The sequence below is a fragment of the Streptomyces sp. NPDC051243 genome (assembly GCF_044455405.1).
GTDB lineage: Bacteria > Actinomycetota > Actinomycetes > Streptomycetales > Streptomycetaceae > Streptomyces.
This window is the reverse complement of the sequence record NZ_JBITES010000002.1, coordinates 198,589-217,189: the sequence shown is the minus strand read 5'-3', so window position 1 is coordinate 217,189 and position 18,601 is coordinate 198,589. Positions and strand designations below refer to the sequence as shown.

Sequence of the window (18,601 nt, the reverse complement as noted above, 5' to 3'; positions counted from 1 at the left end):
GTCCCCGGGTCCGGCCCGTCCGGCGCGCACACCACCTTCCACGCCATCTGTCACGCCATCTGTCACACCCCGGCATCAGAAAGGTCCGCCAGCACTCATGCGCCCCACCTCGACCCGCCTCGCCACCGTCGCCGCCGCCCTGATCATCGGCGTACTGGCCGCCGCGGCCCCCGCCTCCGCCCTGCCCCTGCCGCTCCCGGCCGCCGGGTCCGGAGGCGAGCCGATCGTCAACATCGACGGGCACCTGTTCGCCCAGCCGCTGGTCAACAACCTCAATCTGCCCACGCTGAAGTAGCCCGCCGCATCCGGTAGCTGTCCCCGTCGATCCGTACGACGTCGGCGTGGTGGGCCAGCCGGTCCACCATCGCCAGCGTGGAGGGGCCGCCGAAGATCTCGTCCCAGCGGCCGAGCGGCCGGTCGCCGGTCACGATCAGCGAGGCCCGTTCGTAGCGGTGGGCGATCAGCTGGAAGAAGAGGGCGGTGGTGTCCGCGTCGAAGGGGGTGTAGCCGATCTCGTCGACGATCAGCACGGCGTGGTCGTCGAGCGCGGCCAGTTCCTCGGCGAGCCGCCCGGCGTCCCGGGCGCCGGCCAGCCGGGCGGCCCACTCCTCGGCGGTCGCGAACAGCACCGAGTGGCCGGCCTGACAGGCGCGCACGCCGAGGCCGACGGCCAGATGCGTCTTGCCGGTGCCGGGCGGGCCCACGAAGACCACGTTGCGGCGGGCGGCGACGAAGTCCAGCTTGCCGAGCCCGGCCACGGCCTCCCGGTCGAAGGAGCGCGGGTGCTCGGAGTCGAAGTCCTCCAGCCGCTTCCGGGCGGGAAAACCGGCGGCACGCAGCCGCTGCTCGGCGCTCGGCTCGTCCTCACGGGTGGTGACCTGGGCCGGGACGAAGGCCTTCGCGGCGGGCTCGTCGGGAGCGTGTTCACGGTGCGCGTGCCGGTCGCCGCGCTCGGCGTGCGCGGCCATCGGCCCCGACATGTACGCCAGGATCGCCGCCGAGGCGATGAACGCCATGTGGATCACCGTGCCCCACAGCAGCGAGTGGCGCGAGGTGTGGTGGACGTCCACGAACATCTGCAGCAGATGCACCGAGGAGATGCCCACGATGGCGGTGGCCAGCTTGACCTTCAGCACGTTGGAGTTCACGTGCGAGAGCCATTCGGGCTGGTCGCGGTGGCCCTGCAGACCGATGCGGGAGACGAACGTCTCGTAGCCGCCGACGATCACCATGATCAGCAGATTGGCGATCATCACGACGTCGACGAGCTTCAGCACGGCGAGCATGACGTAGGTCTCGGTGGCCTGCCCGGTCACGCACCGGAGCACTAACGTCCACAGCTCGTTGAAGAACTTGTAGACGTACACCCCCTGTGCGGCCACCAGGCCGAAGTAGAGCGGGGCCTGCAGCCAGCGGGTGGCGAACAGGGCGTAGCCGAGAGTGGTGGTCGTGGGGGACGGATCACGAGTGATGGCCTGCACGGTGGGCATTCTTCGCAGCCACGGCCGTACAGGTGAAACCACGCCACTCACACGAATGAAAACTCATCCTGTAGGACTCCGGAGACGATCAGGCACACTGGACGTTTGGCCGAGTGGTCGAGCGGAAGGGCTGACGCACGTGAACGGACCACTGATCGTCCAGTCGGACAAGACACTGCTCCTCGAGGTCGATCACGAGCAGGCCGACGAGTGCCGTCGGGCGATCGCGGCGTTCGCGGAACTGGAGCGGGCGCCGGAGCACATCCACACCTACCGGGTGACACCGCTCGGCCTGTGGAACGCGCGCGCGGCCGGGCACGACGCCGAGCAGGTCGTGGACGCGCTGGTGACCTACAGCCGTTACCCCGTGCCGCACGCGCTGCTGGTCGACATCGCCGACACGATGGACCGGTACGGCCGGCTGACGCTGAGCAAGCACCCCACCCACGGCCTCGTCCTCACCACCACCGACCGCCCGGTGCTGGAGGAGGTGCTGCGCTCGAAGCGGATCGCTCCGCTGGTCGGCGCCCGGATCGATCCGGACACCGTCGCCGTGCACCCCTCCGAGCGCGGGCAGATCAAGCAGACGCTGCTGAAGCTGGGCTGGCCCGCCGAGGACCTCGCCGGATATGTGGACGGCGAGGCGCACCCGATCGAGCTGGCCGAGGACGGGTGGGCCCTGCGGCCGTACCAGAAGCAGGCCGTGGAGAACTTCTGGCACGGCGGCAGCGGGGTCGTCGTGCTGCCCTGTGGCGCCGGGAAGACCCTCGTCGGCGCCGGGTCCATGGCGCAGGCGAAGTCGACCACGCTCATCCTCGTCACGAACACCGTCTCGGCCCGGCAGTGGAAGCACGAGCTGGTGAAGCGGACGTCGCTGACCGAGGACGAGATCGGGGAGTACAGCGGGACGCGCAAGGAGATCCGGCCCGTCACCATCGCCACGTACCAGGTACTGACGACGAAGCGGAAGGGTGTCTATCCGCATCTGGAGCTCTTCGACTCCCGCGACTGGGGCCTCATCGTCTACGACGAGGTGCACCTGCTGCCCGCGCCCGTCTTCAAGTTCACCGCCGACCTCCAGGCCCGGCGCCGGCTGGGCCTGACCGCGACCCTCGTCCGGGAGGACGGGCGGGAGTCGGACGTGTTCTCGCTGATCGGCCCGAAGCGGTTCGACGCGCCGTGGAAGGAGATCGAGGCGCAGGGCTACATCGCGCCCGCCGACTGCGTCGAGGTCCGCGTCAATCTCACCGACTCCGAGCGGCTCGCGTACGCCACCGCCGAGCAGGAGGAGAAGTACCGCTTCTGCGCGACGACCGACACCAAGCGGAAGGTCACCGAGGCCATCGTCCGCAAGTTCGCCGGACAGCAGATCCTGGTGATCGGCCAGTACATCGACCAGCTCGACGAACTGGGCGAGCACCTGAACGCGCCCGTGATCAAGGGCGAGACCTCCAACGCCCAGCGCGAGAAGCTCTTCGACGCCTTCCGGGAGGGCGAGATCAGCGTCCTCGTCGTGTCCAAGGTCGCGAACTTCTCCATCGACCTGCCGGAGGCGACGGTCGCCATCCAGGTGTCGGGCACCTTCGGGTCGCGGCAGGAGGAGGCGCAGCGGCTGGGGCGGGTGCTGCGGCCCAAGTCGGACGGCCACCAGGCGCACTTCTACTCGGTCGTCGCCCGCGACACGATCGACCAGGACTTCGCCGCCCACCGCCAGCGCTTCCTGGCCGAGCAGGGGTACGCGTACCGGATCGTGGACGCCGACGAGATCCTCGCGCAGGAGTAGGCGGCCAGCAGGGCGAGGGTCAGGAGCGGGTACGGCGACGCCAACGGCTGCTGCCACCACGTCAGTCGGAGGTCCAGCTCGCCCTCGTGCGGGAGCAGCCACATCGTGCGGGCCGTGAAGAGCGCGACGACCGCGCAGGCCAGTCGCGTACGGCCGCCCGCCAGGAGTACGGCGATCAGCGGGACGCACCACACCCAGTGATGCGACCAGCTGATCGGCGAGATCAGCAGCGCGGTGAACGCCGTGACGAGCAGGGCGTCGCTCTCCTCGGCTGCCCGCGCCGCCGTCCACAGGCCGATGATCGCGACCACGGCTGCCGGGAGCAGCAGCCAGCCGGGGCCCGGGGCCTGATCACCCAGGGCGCGGGCGATCAGGCCCCGCAGCGACTGGTTGTCGATGATCCACACCTTGCCCACGCGGTCCGTCTCGTAGAGCCGGCGGGTCCAGAAGTCGAGGCTCGCGGAGGGCAGGGCGAGGGCGCCGAGCGCGACCGTCCCCGCGAAGGCCGCGGTCGCCGCGCGCGCCTCCCGTCGGCGCCCGCGCAGCAGCAGGTACGCGATGAAGATCGCCGGGGTGAGTTTGATCCCGGCGGCGACACCGACCGCCGTGCCCTTGCCGCGCGCGCCCGGCGGCCGGGTCAGGTCCCACAGGGCCAGGCAGGCCAGGGCGAGGTTGATCTGGCCGAAGACGAGGGTCTGGAAGACCGGTTCCAGCCACAGGGCCAGGGCCGTGGCGGCGCACAGGGCCGGGAGGCGGAGGGGCAGGTTCGCCAGGCGCGCGGAGAGACGGACGAGTACGGCGAGCAGGAGCGCGTTGCCCGCCAGGAAGGCCCCCTTGAGGACGGCGACGGGGATCAGCGCCGTCGGGACGAAGAGGAGTGCCGCGAAGGGCGGGTAGGTGGCGGGGAGGTGCCACTCGGTGACGGTGAAGTCGTAGAGGTGATCGCCGCCGCTCAGGACGGCTTCTCCTTCCGCCCGGTAGACCAGCGCGTCGGCCATCGGGAGGTGCTGGTGGAGGCAGAGGGCGGTGAAGGCGAGGAGGGAAAGAGTCGGAAGACAGCAGGGAGTTGCTCCGTGTGATCGGCGGGCCACGGAGCGACACTAGGTGTCACTTGTGGCGGACGCCCGCCTCCTCGCCGTACTCACCGAGGATGATCACGTCGAAGGCGGCACCCGCGAACACCCTGACGGCACGCAGGGCTTCACCGATGCGGTGACGATGATGGCTCCCCTGGAGCGCTGTCGCTCCTCGGGGGCCCGGAGGGGCTGGGTGGATGGTTGCTGCGCTCATGTCTCCATGATGGATTCGCAGACACGGAGTACGCATCGCCCTGCGGTGCCAAGCCGCGCACCGCCCCCGTACGCCTCCGGATGTACCCCCTACCCCCAGGGGGGAGGCCGCTTCCCCTAAGGGTCGCACCAGGGGTGGAAAATCCGTTGGCGTCCGAGGAGGGCGCTCACCTAAAATCTCCGCTCTTGCCCGCCTCCGTTCACGGAGTGCCGCCGTCCGGACGGAAACCGGTCGGCTCTCTCGACCACTCACCCGCAGGTCCTCCGGAGGCACCCCCTTGTCCACGCCCGTCGACGACCCGCTCGGCCCCCTCGACCCGCTCGACCCGCTCTCCCGGGAGCGCACCCACCTGGCCGAGTCCCGCGCCGCCCTGCGCGCCATGCGCGAGGACGTCGAGTCCCTGGACATCAGCGATGTCACCGCGAACTGGGTCAACGCCGAAGTCCTCGCCCATCAGATCGACGAGCGGATCAAGTCCCTGGCCGACCTCAGCGACACCCCGCTGTTCTTCGGCCGACTCGACTATCTGCATGCGCCGGGCGCCGAGGGGGCCGAGGGCGCGGAAGGTGAACGCTTCTACATCGGGCGTCGGCATGTGCACGACGCGGACGGCGACCCGATGGTCATCGACTGGCGTGCGCCGGTGTCCCAGCCGTTCTACCGGGCGTCCAAGAAGGACCCGATGGACATCGCGCTGCGCCGCCGCTTCGGTTACACGGGCGGCGATCTGACGGCGTACGAGGACGAGCACCTCTCCGACCCCGCCGCTGTGACACTATCCGGCTCCGCCGGGGAGGCCCGCACCAGCAAACTCCTGCAGCAGGAGATCGAGCGCCCGCGCGTCGGCCCGATGCGGGACATCGTGGCGACCATCCAGCCGGAGCAGGACGAGATCGTACGGTCCGGGCTCGGCGGCACCGTGTGCGTGCAGGGAGGCCCCGGCACCGGGAAGACGGCGGTGGGCCTGCACCGGGTGGCGTATCTGCTGTACGCCCACCGCGAGCGGCTCGCCCGCACCGGCACGCTCGTCATCGGGCCGAACAAGTCCTTCCTGCACTACATCGAGCAGGTGCTCCCGGCGCTGGGCGAGTTGACGGTCCGCCAGGCGACGGTGGACGACCTGGTCGCCCACGTGGAGGTGCGCGGTACGGACGACGCGGCGGCCGCGGTGATCAAGGGCGACGCGAGGATGGCGGAGGTGCTGCGGCGGGCGGTGTACTCGCATGTGACCATGCCGACGGAGGCGGTGGTCGTCGTACGGGGATCACGTCGCTGGCGTGTCCCGGCGTACGAACTCGAGGAGATCGTCCGCGAGTTGCTCGACCGCGACATCCGATACGGCGCCGCCCGCGAGGCCCTTCCGCAGCGCATCGCGCACGCTGTGCTGGTCCAGATGGAGCGGTCGGGCGAGGCGCCGGACGACCGGGTGCAGGACGCGGTGGCCCGCAACAGCGCGGTGAAGGCGGCCGTCAAGGAGATCTGGCCGCCGGTCGACCCGGCCAAACTGGTGCTGCGCCTGCTCGCCGACGCCGACTTCCTGGCCGAGCACGCGGCCGGGATCCTCGACGAGGACGAGCAGAAGACGATCCTGTGGGCGAAGCCGGCGCGGTCGGTGAAGTCCGCCGGCTGGTCGGCGGCGGACGCGGTCCTGATCGACGAGGCGGCGGACCTCGTCTCCCGGACCCCGTCCCTCGGCCATGTCGTCCTCGACGAGGCGCAGGACCTCTCCCCCATGCAGTACCGGGCGGTGGGCCGCCGCTGCACGACCGGTTCGGCGACGGTCCTCGGCGACCTGGCGCAGGGCACGACCCCCTGGGCGACCCGCAGTTGGGACGAGGCGCTGGCCCACCTCGGCAAGTCGGACGGCGTCATCGAGGAACTGACGGCGGGCTTCCGCGTCCCGACGGACGTGATCACGTACGCCTCGCGCCTCCTCCCCCACATCGCGCCGGGGCTGACTCCGGTGGCGTCGATCCGTGAGAACCCCGGGTTCTTCGAGGTCCGTACGGCGTCGGAGACGGCCGAAGTCGTCGCAGCGTGCGGGGAGTTGCTGGGCAGGGAGGGGTCGGTGGGGCTGATCGCCGCGGATGCCCGTGTCCCGGAGCTTGCGGGGGCACTGACGGCGGCCGGGATCACCTACCTGGCCCCAGGCGAGGAGACGACTCGGGAGACCCGCCTGACGCTGGTCCCGGCATCGCTCGCGAAGGGTCTGGAGTACGACTACGTCGTACTGGACGAGCCCCAGGCGGTGGTGGACGGCGAGCCGGACGAGCGGACGGGGCTGCGGCGGTTGTACGTGGCGCTGACGCGAGCGGTGTCGGGGCTGATCGTGGTGCACGGGGCGCCGCTGCCCGCTCAGCTGGAGGGATGACCGGGCGCCCTGGGAGGCGCGCTACCAGGCGTCGTAGGCCATATCCAGGTACACATAGCGGACCACCGCGAGTACCGACAGGCCGAGCGGCACCAGGTACCACCCCCGCCTGAGCCACCCGGCGGCCACGGTCGGCCAGGTCAGCAGCAGGGCGAGGCCGCCGGCACAGGCGCCGAGGAGGGCGCAGGTGCCCGCGCTGTCCAGGGTGTCGCGGTCGAGGCGGTACTGCGGCATGAAGTAGTAGGCCAGGGCCACCAGGCACAGCGCCAGGCCGTTGAGCGCCACCAGCACGGTGGCGCTCGCCATCGCACGTTTCCTCACCGCAGTGCCCGCCCCGCTTCGGCGCGGTGCGTCTCGAAGTCGTCGGCGTACGCCTGCGCCTGCTCGCCCTGGTAGTACGGGCCGCCGTTGTAGCGTGCGGCCAGCTCGCGGTACTGGGCTGCCGTCATCTGGTCGGCCGGCACATCGGCGAACTCGCTCTCCGCCTTCAGGTTCGCCAGGTACTTCGAGGCGATGAACAGATTCTGCGCCGGGTCCTTCAGCGCCCCGCGGATCTCGTCGCGCTGGTCCTCGCTCAGCCGGTCCGGGTCGTAGCCCAGCACTTCCGCCGCGCGCCGGATCTGTACCGCCATGGGCCCGTAGGAGGTGTTGTCCCGGTCGCCCGCCAGCGGTCCCGGCAGATTGTCGGGGATGACGGGGCTCAACCATCCCTCGGCCGCCTCGCGGGCGGTCTCCGTGACGCTGTCCAGGACATACGGCTTGCCGCCGATCTCCTTCCACGCGATCCCGGCGATCATGTCCGGGGGCAGGCCGGTCTGCTGTGCCGCGGCGTTGATCAGCTCCTTGTTGTTGCCGATCCACCTTTCCCGGCCGCCGAACTCGTCCAGCAGCCAGAGACTGTCGCCCTCCGGCAGGCTCTTGAGCTGGTTGCGGATGTCCTGCAGCGCGGGCGAGACGCGGGCGTCGCCGGCGGAGGGGAACGGGTTCTTGCGCAGGTCGCCGCCCGGCAGCCGGGTGTCGCCGTCGAGGCGGGCGGCCTGTGCCGCCTCCTCGATCATCGGGGCGATCCAGCCGATGACGTCCTGACCGTCCTTGAAGTCACCGCCCCGGAAGTCCGGCAGGTCGGCGTACGCCGTCTGCAGCCGCCCCAGGCAGTCCCGGCGGGCGTTCTCCTCGATGCTCCGGGCCCGGGCGAAGGCCGCCTCCGCCGCGCCGTACTCGCGCTCGGCGTCCTCCCGGATGGCGTCGGCGTCCACCCCGATCTCGGCGATCCAGTCGAGGAACCCCGTGGTCTGGCGGATGTCCTCCCACCGTCGCATCGGCTCGGCGGCCTGCGCGGTACGGGTGACGGCCGTCGCCACCGAGGCGACCAACGCGTCCAGGCGCGACTCGTGCTGGATGCCGGTCTCCAGGTGCTGCTTGGCGTCCGCCACCGCGTCCGCGTAGCCGAGCAGCGCGTTGCGTGCCTTCCCGAAGCCGTCGGACAGCCCTCGGACCAGGGAGGCGACCTGCACCAACCGCTCGTCGTAGGACTGCCGGTGCACGCTCTCCCACTGCGTGCCGTCCTTCGCCCGTTTCACCGGGTCCTCGACGGAGTCCAGCAGATCCCGCATCCGCGTGAACTCCTGGGCGTTGCGCTCGATCAGCGCGGGATTGCAGTCCTCCAGGAACTCCACATCGGCGTGGTACGTCGTCATGGCGGTCTCGGTCACCGGTCCTTCGGGGCCACATAGCGGCCGTCGGCGAGAATGCGGTCCAGATCGGCCTGGACCGTTCCGTTCACCTGTACATACGCCGAACCCGTGGCACGCAGTTTCGTGGACAGCGCGGTCAGCAGGGTCACCAGGTCCTGGTACTGGTCGTCCGCGAAGCGCGCGAACTCCTCGACATTCCGGCCGACTTCGGGATGCGAGCGGGGTGAGCGCGCCATCGTGCCGGCGTCTCCGTCGAGGCGGCCCGCGTGGAGCAGGGACGCCAGCTCGAGCAACAGGTGCGCGCTGCCGTCGATCGACGGAGTCTCAGCCGAGAATCCACTTGTCATACGAAAATAGTGGCAAGTTCATGCCACGCCCGTCCACGGCCCCTACCGCATCCCCACATCCAACGCCGCCCGCCACTCGGCCACGGCCTCCGCCGACACCGGACCGTCCCAGCCCCCGGGCCTGGCCGCCCCGCCGATATGGAACCCGTCGACCCCGGCGGCAAGCAGCGTCGGCACATGGTCGAGCCGCAGCCCGCCCCCCACCAGGATCCGCTGCTCATACCCGGGCTCCCCACTGCGCGCCGCCTCGGCGAGCAAGGTCGGAAGTCCGTCGTCCACCCCCGCCGCCGACCCGGCCGTGAGATACGTGTCCAGCCCCGGCATCCCGTCCAGCTGCTTGCGCAACGCGTCCCGGTCAGCCGCCCGGTCGATGGCCCGGTGGAAGGTCCACCGGCACCCGTCCAGCTCATCCACCACCCGCTCGACGGCCGCCAGGTCCACCCCGCCGTCAGTATCGAGAAACCCGAGCACGAACTCCTCCGCCCCGGCACCCCGCATCGCGCGAGCCGTCCGCGCCACCCGCTCGACGTCCCCCACCGCGAACCCGTCCGCGAGCCGCAGCATCACGCGCAGGTCGATGCCGACGGCGGCGCGGATCCCGGCGACGGTCTCGACCGGCGGGGTGAGCCCGTCGGCCGCCATGTCGGTGACCAGTTCGAGCCGATCCGCACCCCCGGCCTGGGCGGCGACCGCGTCCTCGACGCCGAGGGCGATCACCTCCAGGACTGCACGCTTGCTCATGGGACCCCATTCCTCGGCATTCGACGGCGGCTACAGGTCTAGTCCAATCCCAGGGTACGGGGTGGAGCAGCCGCAGCGGAGGAGGGCCGCCCACTTGGCCGACTCCCGACGGTCACTCGAAGATGTTCAGCTCCCTCGCCTGCGCCCCCGCGAGCTCGTACGAGGCCCCGTCCACCGGCCGCCCCGCATACAGCCGTACGAGCGTGGCGGCGTCCCCGATGTACCGCGCCGGTGGCCGTGGGGCGGCCGCCTCGCCCAGGCGCAGGGGCTCGTCGACGTCGTCCAGGTCGGCATGCAGCGGCACATGCCGCCGCTCCCTGGTCAGCCACGCGAGCAGCCGGAGCGCGTCCGGCAGCCCGGCGCCCGCGTACGCCCCCGGCTCCCCGAGCACCTCCCGTACGTCCCCGCCGTGCACCCACTCGCCCAGTGCGATGCCGTCCAGCGCCCCGCCCGCCTTGGCGATCACCGGCCCCGCCTCGGTCATCCCGCGCTCCAGCTCGTCGACGACCCGCGCGTTGCTCCAGTCGGTCCGCTCGGCGATGTCCCGGTCGTTGGACTCGGGCGAGAACACGCCCTCCTCGAACCGGTTCTCCACCACCCGCATCAACGCGGCCGAACAGTGCGCCAGCACATCCCGCACCGACCAACCCGGACACGCGCGGGTCGGCAGCGCGAAGTCGGCGTCCGCCCGCGCCCGCAACAACGGAACCAGCGCATCCCGCTCGACGACCAGCAACCGCCCCGGCAGCTCGGGATCCCGTACCTCGTGCACGTCAGCAGAAGTCATGGCGTCCACGCTAGGCCCTGTCGTTTGGATCATCCCGGCGTCGCGGGATCTGGCACGCACTCCCCCAAGCTCTTCGAGCAGGGGGTACCCCCAGCCGCGTTGTCGTCACTCGCCGACTCCCCCGCGCGCGAACCGGCTTCGCCCGGCTCGCGCGCGGGCACCCCCCTCGCCCCCGGCTCGGGTCGGCTCAAGGGTGCCGTACCTCATAGCCGGCCTGATCCAAACGACAGGGCCTAGGTGGCCGCGCCCGAGCCCGGGAGAACGCCACCGCACGCGTCACAATGGCGCCATGGCCGATCCCCACGCCCTCGACGCCCTGCGCACCCGCTTCACCCGAGCCATCGACGCCGTCCGCCCCGCCACCACGCCCGACCCGGCCCCGTACGCCGACAACCTGCTCACCCGCTGGCAGGAGCCCCAGCGCCGCTATCACACGCTCACCCATCTCACCGCGGTCCTGGACCGCATCGACGAGCTGGCCGGCCACGCCGACGACCCGGACGTCGTACGCCTCGCCGCCTGGTTCCACGACGCGGTGTACCTGCCCGACCGCTCCGAGAACGAGGAGCGCTCCGCCCGGCTCGCCGAACGCGCCCTTCCGGAGATCGGCGTCCCCGCGGAGCGGACCGCCGAGGTGGCCCGCCTCGTCCGCCTCACCACCACCCACGACCCGGCGCCGGACGACCGCGACGGCCAGGTCCTGTGCGACGCCGACCTCGCGATCCTCGCCGCGCCGCCCTCCGCGTACGCCGCCTACACGGCCGCCGTGCGCGAGGAGTACCACTTCGTACCGAACGACGCCTTCCGCGAGGGCCGCGCCGCTGTTCTGCGCCAACTCCTCGAACTGCCAAGCCTGTTCCGCACCCCGCACGGCAGGAAGGAGTGGGAGGCGACCGCCCGCTACAACCTCTCCTCGGAGCTGGAAATGCTGTCGCTCTGACCAGCGCGCCGCCGTAGCCTGCACGGCATGCGAGACATAAGCGGGGAACGTGTGCAGGAAGCCGTGGCCGGTTGCGTGGCACTGCTGAGGACGGCGGCGGACCGGGACTGGACGGCCGTCCGGGCCGGGCGGCTGGAGTGGGACTGCCACGCCACCGCGTTCCACATCGCGGAAGACCTCATCGCCTACGCCGCCAACCTGGCCGGACGAGCCGAGGACGCCTACGTCCCCTTCGAGATCACCCTCGACGAGGGCACCGACAACGAGGGCCTGCTCCAAGTCATCGAAACCACCGGCGCCTTGCTCACCGCCACCATCCGCACCACCCCCCGCGAGGCGCGCGGCTTCCACCCCTACCCGTTCCGCAGCGCGAACCGCGACGGCTTCGCCGCGATGGGCATCGCCGAAGTGCTGCTCCACACGCACGACATCGCCGAGGGGCTCGGCCTGGCGTACGAACCTCCCGCCGAACTAGCCGAGTTCGTCCTCACCACGATCTTCCCGTGCGTCCAGCCCGGCCCCGACCACTGGCGCACCCTGCTGTGGGCCACCGGCCGCGGCGACCTGCCCGGCCGCGCGCCCGTCACCGAGTGGCGCTGGCAGAACAACCTGGTCATCCCCACCGACCGCCTCACCCTCCAGGGCGTCACCCCCGCGGCCGCCGCCGACCTGAGCGCGGGCGGCGACGGCGGGTTCACCTGGATCGTGGGCGGCCCCTTCGAGGGGACGAGGGAGGCCGCGGGGATGGTGCTGAAGGCGTACGAGGCGGGCGTGCACCGCCCCGAGTTCGGCCTGTTCGTCCTCGTGCGGAAGGAGGACGACCTCGCGGTCGGCGGCATGGGCTTCCACGGCGCCCCCGACGAGGAGGGCCGGGCGGAGGTCGGCTACGACCTCGTGGAGGGCGCCCGGGGACGCGGCTACGCGAGCGAGGCGCTGCGCGCACTGTCGGAGTGGTCCCTGGCCCGGGAGGACGTGCAGCTCCTCTGCGCGACCATCGACCCCGGCAACCTCCCGTCCCAGGGCGTCGCCACGCGCGCGGGTTACGTGCGGGCGACCGTGGAGGAGGAGCAGACGGCGCGGGAGGAGCGGGACATGGACCCGACGCTGCGGCTCTACCTCCGCAGGGAGCGGGAGTAGGCGGCCCAGCCGGGCCCTGCACCGCCCGCGCCTCACCCGTGCGCCGGGCCACTCGCACGTGACTCACGTCACCTTCGCCGACGTCACATCCCGCCGCGCCGTTCCGTCATGTCTGTGTAACCGTCGACAACGGCAAGGGAGTTGGCCATGAACGCCCGTCTGAACATCCTGGAGAACCCGGCCATCGGCAAGGCCGTCAAGCACTTCGCCGCGGCCGGCAAGGTGGTGCAGGATTCACCGCTGCCCGTCAGCACGCAGCACCTGGTGACCCTCCGCGCCAGCCAGATCAACGGCTGCGGCTTCTGCACCGACATGCACAGCAAGGACGCGGTGGCCGCCGGCGAGGACTGGCTGCGCCTCAACCTGGTGGCGACCTGGCGGGAGGCCACCTGCTTCACCGAGGCCGAGCGTGCCGCGCTGGAACTCACCGAGCAGGGCACCCGCATCGCGGACGCGGCCGGCGGGGTCCCCGACGAGGTCTGGGAGAACGCCGCGAAGCACTACGACGAGGAGCAGCTCGGCGCCCTGGTGCTGCTGATCGGCATCATCAACACCTTCAACCGGCTGAACGTCCTGGTCCAGCAGCCCGCGGGCAGCTACCAGCCCGGTCAGTTCGCCTGACCGGGGCCGACCCGCGCGGCCGAGGGGGCGTCAGCCCTGCCCCCGCCCCTTCGGCCTGCGCAACCCCGCCGCCTGCAACAACCGCACCACCTCACGGCTGCTGACCTCCACGGCACCGGCGCGCACGGCGTCGGCGTACCGATGAGAGGGGATGTCGTAGTGATCCCGCTCGAAGGCCCGCCGCGGCACGCCCAGCTCCTCGGCGAACGTGTGCAGTTCGTCGTACGACACGTCGCTGACGAGGTGCGACCACATCCGCCCGTGGCCCGGCCAGGTCGGCGGGTCGATGTAGATCGTCACGACGGCACGTCTTGCCGTACGAGGACAACCCGTTCGCCCATGCGGGCGACTTCCCTCACGAGGACTGCCCGCCGCCGGCGAGGGCGGATCCGAGTGCCCCGACCGCCGCGACCCGCACCCCGGCCTCATGGCACACCCAGTGCGGATCGGGCCCCAGCTCCGGCTCCACGTCCAGCGCGTGCGGGTCGCCGGAGGGGCACACCGGGCACAGCGGCCAGCGGCCGTAGCAGTCCAGCAGGGCGTCCTGTACGTCCTGGGCGACGAGCCCCGCGACATACGCCGCGCCCTGCGGCCACTGCTCCACCCACCAGCGCCGCTGTACGACCGACTCCTCGACCAGCGAGACGACGTCCGCCTCGGCGACCTCACCCGCGACCAGGTCGGCGAGCACCAGGGCACGAGCGGCGTGCAGCGCCTGCTCCAGCGGACTGATCGGTTCCATGGACCCATTGTGCGCACTCTTGACCACGACGCCGAGCCGAAAATATCTTTCATCTGTGACCCGGGAACTGAAGGAAAGTTTCGGCAGCGGTCCTGGAGGACCCCCGCCCGCACCCGCCGCCCTCGCCGCCAAGGTGCGCACGCTCGCCCCGTCGATGACCCGCTCCATGCAGCGCGTCGCCGAGGCGGTCGCGAACGACCCGGCGGGCTGCTCCGCCCTCACGGTCACCGGCCTCGCCGAACGCACCGGCACCAGCGAGGCCACCGTCGTACGCACCGCCCGCCTCCTCGGCTACCCCGGATACCGCGATCTGCGCCTCGCGCTCGCCGGCCTCGCCGCCCAGCAGCAGTCGGGCCGCTCCCCCGCCATCACCACCGACATCGCGGTGGACGACCCGATCGCCGACGTGGTCGCCAAGTTGGCCTACGACGAGCAGCAGACCCTCGCCGACACGGCCGCAGGCCTCGACACGGGCCAGCTGGAAGCGGCGGTGTCGGCCGCCGCCGGGGCCCGCCGTATCGATGTGTACGGCGTCGGGGCGTCGGGGCTGGTCGCGCAGGATCTGACGCAGAAGCTGCTGCGGATAGGGCTGATAGCCCATGCCCACAGCGATCCGCATCTCGCCGTGACGAACGCGGTGCAGTTGCGGGCAGGTGACGTGGCCATCGCCATCACGCACTCCGGGTCCACGGGTGACGTCATCGAGCCGTTGCGGGTCGCGTTCGAGCACGGGGCGACGACCGTCGCCATCACCGGGCGGCCGGACGGGCCGGTCACTCAGTACGCCGATCACATCCTTACGACGTCCACGGCGCGGGAGAGCGAGTTGCGGCCGGCGGCGATGTCGTCGCGGACCAGTCAGTTGCTGGTGGTGGACTGCTTGTTCGTGGGGGTCGCCCAGCGGACCTATGACACGGCGGCGCCCGCGCTGGCCGCGTCTTACGAGGCGCTGGCACATCGGCATCGCAGGTAGCGGGTCGGACCGGACACCGCACAGCAGAAAGATCGGAAAGAGCCGTCTCTCATGACCTCCACATCCAACCCCCGTGATCTCCGCGCCGAGTTGGAGACCCTGACCACCGAAGCCTTCCGGCCCGAACTCGCCGGGATCGACCAGCTCCCCACCCTCGACATCGCCCGCCTCATGAACGGCGAGGACGCCTCCGTGCCCGCCGCCGTGGCCTCCCGGCTCCCCCAGATCGCCGCCGCCATCGACGCCGTCGCCGAGCGGATGGCGCGGGGCGGGCGGCTCGTCTACGCGGGTGCCGGCACCGCCGGCCGCCTCGGAGTGCTCGACGCGTCCGAGTGTCCGCCCACCTTCAACACCGAGCCGGGCCAGGTGGTCGGGCTCATCGCGGGCGGGCCGGATGCGATGGTCACCTCGGTCGAGGGTGCCGAGGACTCCAGGGACCTCGCCCGCGCCGACCTCGAGGCCCTCGCGCTCACCCCCGCCGACACGGTCGTCGGCGTCTCCGCGTCCGGGCGCACCCCGTACGCGATCGGCGCGGTCGAACACGCCCGCGAGCGGGGCGCGTTGACGGTCGGACTGTCCTGCAACCGGGACAGCGCGCTCGCCGCGGCCGCCGAGCACGGTATCGAGATCGTCGTGGGTCCGGAACTGCTGACCGGCTCGACCCGGCTGAAGGCCGGCACCGCGCAGAAGCTGGTCCTCAACATGCTGTCGACGATCACGATGATCCGGCTGGGCAAGACGTACGGGAACCTGATGGTCGACGTCCGCGCCTCCAACGACAAGCTGCGCGCCCGCTCCCGCCGTATCGTCGCCCTGGCCACCGGCGCGTCCGACGACGACATCGAACGGGCCCTGACCGAGGCGGGCGGCGAGGTCAAGACGGCGATCCTGGTGCTGCTGGCCGACGTGGACGGACCGACGGCGACCGGGCTGCTGTCCGGGGCGGGCGGCCATCTGCGGACGGCGCTGAAAGCAGCGGGCGCCTGAGATACGACACCGGCTCTGGGTCAACTCCGCTGTTAGCGTGGCCGTATGACGGCACCGACGACGTTCCGCATCGGCGGCGATCTGGAAGTACGACGGCTCGGCTTCGGGGCCATGCACCTGCGGCCCGGATCCGCCGAGGACCGCGCGGCCTGCGTCGCGGTCGCCCGGCGCGCGGTCGAACTGGGCGTCACGCTGATCGACACGGCGCACATGTACGGCTGGGGAGCGAACGAGGATCTCCTGGCCGAGGCCCTGCACCCCTATCCGGAAGGGCTCGTGATCGCCACGAAGGCCGGCATCCGGCAGACGACGTCCGGTGAGGGGTGGCGTCATGCGGGCGCCCCGGCCGAGCTGCGCGCCCAGGTCGAGGAGGCCCTGCGCCGGCTCCGCCTGGACCGCATCGAGCTGCTCCAGCTGCACCGCCTGGACCCGGGCGTACCGCTCGCCGACCAGCTCGGCGCCCTGCGTGACCTGCGCGACGAGGGCAAGATCGGCCGGATCGGCCTGTCGGAGGTGACGGCCGAGGAGCTCGCCGAAGCGCGGTCGGTCGTCGACATCGCGAGCGTCCAGAACCGCTACAACCTCCTGGACCGCGAACACGAACCGGTGTTGAAGGCCTGTGCGGTGGCGGACATCGCGTTCCTGCCGTGGCGGCCGGTGGCGGCGGGCGTGTCCGGGGCGAGGTCGTCGGAGATCGCCGCGGTGGCGCGGGAGGTCGACGCCACACCGACCCAGGTCGTCCTCGCCTGGCTCCTCGCCCACTCCCCGGTGATCGTCCCGATTCCGGGGACGTCGAGCGTCGCGCATCTGGAGGAGAACCTCGGGGCGGACGCCGTGCGGCTCACCCGGGAGCAGTACGACCGGCTGGACCGCGCCGCGGACTCGGCCTGACGAGGTTTCCGCGGCTGCCTTGTCAGGCCGCCGCGGAAACCTCGCAGGCCGTGCACAACCCTGCCCCGGGCACGTTGGTCTTGCCTCCGTGAACCCTGCGCCGCAACCGGGCGCAGGGCGTTGAGCACAGGAGATGCACCATGTCCGGCACCGCAGTCCGTCGTACCGTTCTGACCGCTTGCGCGGTCTCCCTCGCGCTTCTGGTCACCGCCTGCGGTGGCGGCGAGCAGGGTGAGGACAAGGGGGCGAAGGGCGGCACCGCGTCCGACAAGCCGGCGGCGAAGGCGCTCACCGCCGCCGAGCTGGAGAAGCTCGTCGTCGCCAAGGGCGATGTGAAGGGCCACGAGATCACGAAGCCGGGGAAGGCGGACGTCTTCGAGCCCGGTGCCGTGTCCGTCGACAAGGCCGAGTGCGACCCCGTCGGTCAGGTGCTGTCGGCCCTGCCGGCGGGCAAGCCGGCGGCGAGCGTCCAGCGGCTCGTGGTCCAGGAGCCCGACGCGGCCAAGAAGGAGATGCCCTCCCTGGAGGAGCTCGCGGAGATGACGGAGGAGGAGGCGGAGGCGGCGACCCTGGCCACGCTCGACATCACGAAGACGATGACCTCTCTCTGGTCCTACGAGGCCGACGGCGCCGAGCAGACGCTCGCCGCGCTGCGGGAGGCCGGCAAGAAGTGCGCCGGGGGCTTCTCGATGACGATCGACGGTGAGAAGCAGCAGGTCATGAAGGTCAGCGAGGAGAAGCTCGCGGCCGGCGAGGACGCCGTCGCCTGGACGGTGGGTACGAAGGTGGACGGCTCCGCCGGCGAAACCAAGGTCGTCGTCTTCCGGCAGGGCACCACGCTCGCCGGGTTCTCGTCCTTCAACATCGCCTCGGTCACCCGGGGCGAGGCGTTCGACCAGCCGACCGCCGTGATCGAGGCACAGGCGGCCAAGCTCGGCTGACCCCGGCAGGCGGCCGAACGCGTCGAGTTCCGAGCCCTCTTCGGAACTCGACGCCAGGCCCGCAGTTTCCACAGGGAAACCGACAAGGAGCCTCGTCGTTCAGGCCCGGCTGTAGCCGCCGTCGGCGAAGAGTTCGGCGCCGGTGACGAACGACGAGGCGTCCGACGCCAGGAAGAGGGCGGCGTCGGCGATTTCCTCGGCGTCGGCCAGCCGCCCCAGCGGCACGACGGCCTCGGCGAAGCGGTCGGCGTCCGGCCCCGCGACGCCCAGCAGGCCAGGGGTCCGCGTGGGCCCCGGGCTGAGCACGTTGACCCGGAATCGGCGCTCCCGCGACTGCCGGGCCCAGTTGTGCACGAGGTTGCTCACCGCCGCCTTGGAGGCGCTGTAGACCTCGAGTTGCTCATTGGGCCGCACGCTGTTGCTCGAGCCGACGACCAGGACGGAGGCGTTCTCCGCCAGCAGCGGAAGCGCCTTCTGAACGGTGAACAGCGGGCCCTTGACGTTGACCGCGAGCGTCAGGTCGACATTCGCCTCGGTGTGGGCGCCGAGCACGGCGTCCGCGACGACTCCCGCGTTGGCCACGAGCACGTCGACGCGTCCGGCCTCCTCGCGGACTCGCGCGTAGAGCGCGTCCAGATCGGCAAGGACCGAGACGTCGGATCGTACGCCGGTGGCCGCGGGGCCCAGCTCCTCGACTGCCGCTTCGAGGCGGTCGGTGTCCCGGCCGGTCACGAAGACCCGTGCTCCCTCGCGGACGAAGCGGTGGGCGATGGCCAGCCCGATCCCGCTGGTCCCTCCGGTGATCACGGCCACCTTCTCCTGCAGCACGCCTGCCACGGCGACCCCCCTATGTTATGGAACGGATCGTCCATAAC

20 protein-coding genes and 1 pseudogene are annotated in these 18,601 nt (G+C 71.3%); 10 read left to right on the top strand and 11 right to left on the bottom strand.

Annotation, left to right across the window (positions count from 1 at the left end):
* Positions 1 to 97 precede the first annotated feature (97 nt).
* The gene (locus ACIBAG_RS04875) at positions 98 to 295 is read left to right on the top strand and encodes a hypothetical protein (protein ID WP_399101012.1); all 198 of its coding nucleotides are present in this window, start codon (positions 98 to 100) and stop codon (positions 293 to 295) included.
* On the opposite strand, the gene istB is transcribed toward ACIBAG_RS04875, so the two are convergent.
* Positions 273 to 1,490 (bottom strand): IS21-like element helper ATPase IstB, encoded by a 1,218-nt coding sequence (gene istB, locus ACIBAG_RS04870; protein WP_399101010.1) that lies wholly within the window; start codon positions 1,488 to 1,490, stop codon positions 273 to 275. The genes ACIBAG_RS04875 and istB overlap by 23 nt on opposite strands.
* Positions 1,491 to 1,620: 130 nt before the next feature.
* Between istB and ACIBAG_RS04865 the strand changes: the two genes are divergently transcribed.
* Positions 1,621 to 3,264 (top strand): DNA repair helicase XPB, encoded by a 1,644-nt coding sequence (locus tag ACIBAG_RS04865; protein WP_399101008.1) that lies wholly within the window; start codon positions 1,621 to 1,623, stop codon positions 3,262 to 3,264.
* 275 nt (positions 3,265 to 3,539) lie between these two features.
* Here ACIBAG_RS04865 and ACIBAG_RS04860 read toward each other — a convergent pair.
* Both ACIBAG_RS04860 and ACIBAG_RS04855 read right to left on the bottom strand, forming a co-directional pair.
* A pseudogene (locus ACIBAG_RS04860) lies at positions 3,540 to 4,262 on the bottom strand (glycosyltransferase 87 family protein); the annotation flags it as partial.
* A 109-nt stretch (positions 4,263 to 4,371) separates the two neighbouring features.
* A complete protein-coding gene (locus tag ACIBAG_RS04855; RefSeq protein WP_399101006.1) occupies positions 4,372 to 4,554 on the bottom strand; it encodes a hypothetical protein in 183 nt (60 codons plus the stop codon).
* A 277-nt stretch (positions 4,555 to 4,831) separates the two neighbouring features.
* On the opposite strand from ACIBAG_RS04855, the gene ACIBAG_RS04850 reads away from it, so the two are divergent.
* Complete coding sequence (locus ACIBAG_RS04850) at positions 4,832 to 6,925, top strand: HelD family protein (protein WP_399101004.1); 2,094 nt, start codon at positions 4,832 to 4,834, stop codon at positions 6,923 to 6,925.
* Between the two features lie 21 nt (positions 6,926 to 6,946).
* Here ACIBAG_RS04850 and ACIBAG_RS04845 read toward each other — a convergent pair whose 3' ends face one another.
* The 5 genes from ACIBAG_RS04845 to ACIBAG_RS04825 all read right to left on the bottom strand — a co-directional run bounded on the left by ACIBAG_RS04845 (position 6,947) and on the right by ACIBAG_RS04825 (position 10,494).
* On the bottom strand, positions 6,947 to 7,231 hold the full coding sequence (locus ACIBAG_RS04845) for a hypothetical protein (protein ID WP_399101002.1): 285 nt from the start codon (positions 7,229 to 7,231) through the stop codon (positions 6,947 to 6,949).
* 11 nt (positions 7,232 to 7,242) lie between these two features.
* Positions 7,243 to 8,637 carry a hypothetical protein gene (locus ACIBAG_RS04840; protein ID WP_399101000.1) on the bottom strand — a complete coding sequence of 465 codons (1,395 nt, stop codon included), beginning with the start codon at positions 8,635 to 8,637 and terminating at the stop codon, positions 7,243 to 7,245.
* Complete coding sequence (locus ACIBAG_RS04835) at positions 8,634 to 8,966, bottom strand: hypothetical protein (RefSeq protein WP_399100998.1); 333 nt, start codon at positions 8,964 to 8,966, stop codon at positions 8,634 to 8,636. The genes ACIBAG_RS04840 and ACIBAG_RS04835 overlap by 4 nt, the downstream gene beginning before the upstream one ends.
* A gap of 42 nt (positions 8,967 to 9,008) precedes the next feature.
* Positions 9,009 to 9,707, bottom strand: a complete 699-nt coding sequence (locus ACIBAG_RS04830) for a copper homeostasis protein CutC (protein ID WP_399100996.1) — start codon at positions 9,705 to 9,707, stop codon at positions 9,009 to 9,011.
* A gap of 112 nt (positions 9,708 to 9,819) precedes the next feature.
* The gene (locus ACIBAG_RS04825; RefSeq protein WP_399100994.1) at positions 9,820 to 10,494 is read right to left on the bottom strand and encodes a maleylpyruvate isomerase family mycothiol-dependent enzyme; all 675 of its coding nucleotides are present in this window, start codon (positions 10,492 to 10,494) and stop codon (positions 9,820 to 9,822) included.
* Positions 10,495 to 10,783: 289 nt separating this feature from the next.
* Here ACIBAG_RS04825 and ACIBAG_RS04820 point away from each other — a divergent pair, with 289 nt between their 5' ends.
* From ACIBAG_RS04820 to ACIBAG_RS04810, 3 genes are all read left to right on the top strand, one after another.
* The gene (locus tag ACIBAG_RS04820) at positions 10,784 to 11,434 is read left to right on the top strand and encodes a hypothetical protein (protein WP_399100992.1); all 651 of its coding nucleotides are present in this window, start codon (positions 10,784 to 10,786) and stop codon (positions 11,432 to 11,434) included.
* 27 nt (positions 11,435 to 11,461) lie between these two features.
* Positions 11,462 to 12,571 (top strand): GNAT family N-acetyltransferase, encoded by a 1,110-nt coding sequence (locus ACIBAG_RS04815; RefSeq protein WP_399100990.1) that lies wholly within the window; start codon positions 11,462 to 11,464, stop codon positions 12,569 to 12,571.
* Positions 12,572 to 12,718: 147 nt separating this feature from the next.
* Entirely contained in the window at positions 12,719 to 13,192 is a 474-nt protein-coding gene (locus ACIBAG_RS04810; RefSeq protein WP_399100988.1) for a carboxymuconolactone decarboxylase family protein, read from the top strand.
* A gap of 30 nt (positions 13,193 to 13,222) precedes the next feature.
* On the opposite strand, the gene ACIBAG_RS04805 is transcribed toward ACIBAG_RS04810, so the two are convergent.
* Both ACIBAG_RS04805 and ACIBAG_RS04800 read right to left on the bottom strand, forming a co-directional pair.
* A complete protein-coding gene (locus ACIBAG_RS04805; RefSeq protein ID WP_399100986.1) occupies positions 13,223 to 13,492 on the bottom strand; it encodes a DUF4031 domain-containing protein in 270 nt (89 codons plus the stop codon).
* Positions 13,493 to 13,547: 55 nt separating this feature from the next.
* Positions 13,548 to 13,934, bottom strand: coding sequence for a hypothetical protein (locus tag ACIBAG_RS04800; RefSeq protein WP_399100984.1), 387 nt, complete (start codon positions 13,932 to 13,934; stop codon positions 13,548 to 13,550).
* 55 nt (positions 13,935 to 13,989) lie between these two features.
* On the opposite strand from ACIBAG_RS04800, the gene ACIBAG_RS04795 reads away from it, so the two are divergent.
* The 4 genes from ACIBAG_RS04795 to ACIBAG_RS04780 all read left to right on the top strand — a co-directional run bounded on the left by ACIBAG_RS04795 (position 13,990) and on the right by ACIBAG_RS04780 (position 17,726).
* Positions 13,990 to 14,907, top strand: coding sequence for a MurR/RpiR family transcriptional regulator (locus ACIBAG_RS04795; RefSeq protein ID WP_399100982.1), 918 nt, complete (start codon positions 13,990 to 13,992; stop codon positions 14,905 to 14,907).
* A gap of 51 nt (positions 14,908 to 14,958) precedes the next feature.
* Positions 14,959 to 15,894 carry an N-acetylmuramic acid 6-phosphate etherase gene (gene murQ / locus ACIBAG_RS04790; RefSeq protein WP_399100980.1) on the top strand — a complete coding sequence of 312 codons (936 nt, stop codon included), beginning with the start codon at positions 14,959 to 14,961 and terminating at the stop codon, positions 15,892 to 15,894.
* A 45-nt stretch (positions 15,895 to 15,939) separates the two neighbouring features.
* Entirely contained in the window at positions 15,940 to 16,785 is an 846-nt protein-coding gene (locus tag ACIBAG_RS04785; protein WP_399100978.1) for an aldo/keto reductase, read from the top strand.
* Between the two features lie 140 nt (positions 16,786 to 16,925).
* Positions 16,926 to 17,726 carry a hypothetical protein gene (locus ACIBAG_RS04780; protein ID WP_399100976.1) on the top strand — a complete coding sequence of 267 codons (801 nt, stop codon included), beginning with the start codon at positions 16,926 to 16,928 and terminating at the stop codon, positions 17,724 to 17,726.
* 99 nt (positions 17,727 to 17,825) lie between these two features.
* Here ACIBAG_RS04780 and ACIBAG_RS04775 read toward each other — a convergent pair whose 3' ends face one another.
* Complete coding sequence (locus ACIBAG_RS04775; protein WP_399101938.1) at positions 17,826 to 18,554, bottom strand: SDR family NAD(P)-dependent oxidoreductase; 729 nt, start codon at positions 18,552 to 18,554, stop codon at positions 17,826 to 17,828.
* Positions 18,555 to 18,601 lie beyond the last annotated feature (47 nt).

Coding starts and splice junctions, on each gene's coding strand:
- ACIBAG_RS04845 (WP_399101002.1), bottom strand. CDS start 7,231: ATGGCGAGCGCCACCGTGCTGGTGGCGCTCAACGGCCTGGCGCTGTGC.
- ACIBAG_RS04820 (WP_399100992.1), top strand. CDS start 10,784: ATGGCCGATCCCCACGCCCTCGACGCCCTGCGCACCCGCTTCACCCGA.
- ACIBAG_RS04780 (WP_399100976.1), top strand. CDS start 16,926: ATGTCCGGCACCGCAGTCCGTCGTACCGTTCTGACCGCTTGCGCGGTC.
- ACIBAG_RS04785 (WP_399100978.1), top strand. CDS start 15,940: ATGACGGCACCGACGACGTTCCGCATCGGCGGCGATCTGGAAGTACGA.
- ACIBAG_RS04825 (WP_399100994.1), bottom strand. CDS start 10,494: ATGACTTCTGCTGACGTGCACGAGGTACGGGATCCCGAGCTGCCGGGG.
- ACIBAG_RS04810 (WP_399100988.1), top strand. CDS start 12,719: ATGAACGCCCGTCTGAACATCCTGGAGAACCCGGCCATCGGCAAGGCC.
- ACIBAG_RS04815 (WP_399100990.1), top strand. CDS start 11,462: ATGCGAGACATAAGCGGGGAACGTGTGCAGGAAGCCGTGGCCGGTTGC.
- ACIBAG_RS04875 (WP_399101012.1), top strand. CDS start 98: ATGCGCCCCACCTCGACCCGCCTCGCCACCGTCGCCGCCGCCCTGATC.
- ACIBAG_RS04830 (WP_399100996.1), bottom strand. CDS start 9,707: ATGAGCAAGCGTGCAGTCCTGGAGGTGATCGCCCTCGGCGTCGAGGAC.
- istB (WP_399101010.1), bottom strand. CDS start 1,490: ATGCCCACCGTGCAGGCCATCACTCGTGATCCGTCCCCCACGACCACC.
- ACIBAG_RS04800 (WP_399100984.1), bottom strand. CDS start 13,934: ATGGAACCGATCAGTCCGCTGGAGCAGGCGCTGCACGCCGCTCGTGCC.
- ACIBAG_RS04855 (WP_399101006.1), bottom strand. CDS start 4,554: ATGAGCGCAGCAACCATCCACCCAGCCCCTCCGGGCCCCCGAGGAGCG.
- murQ (WP_399100980.1), top strand. CDS start 14,959: ATGACCTCCACATCCAACCCCCGTGATCTCCGCGCCGAGTTGGAGACC.
- ACIBAG_RS04835 (WP_399100998.1), bottom strand. CDS start 8,966: ATGACAAGTGGATTCTCGGCTGAGACTCCGTCGATCGACGGCAGCGCG.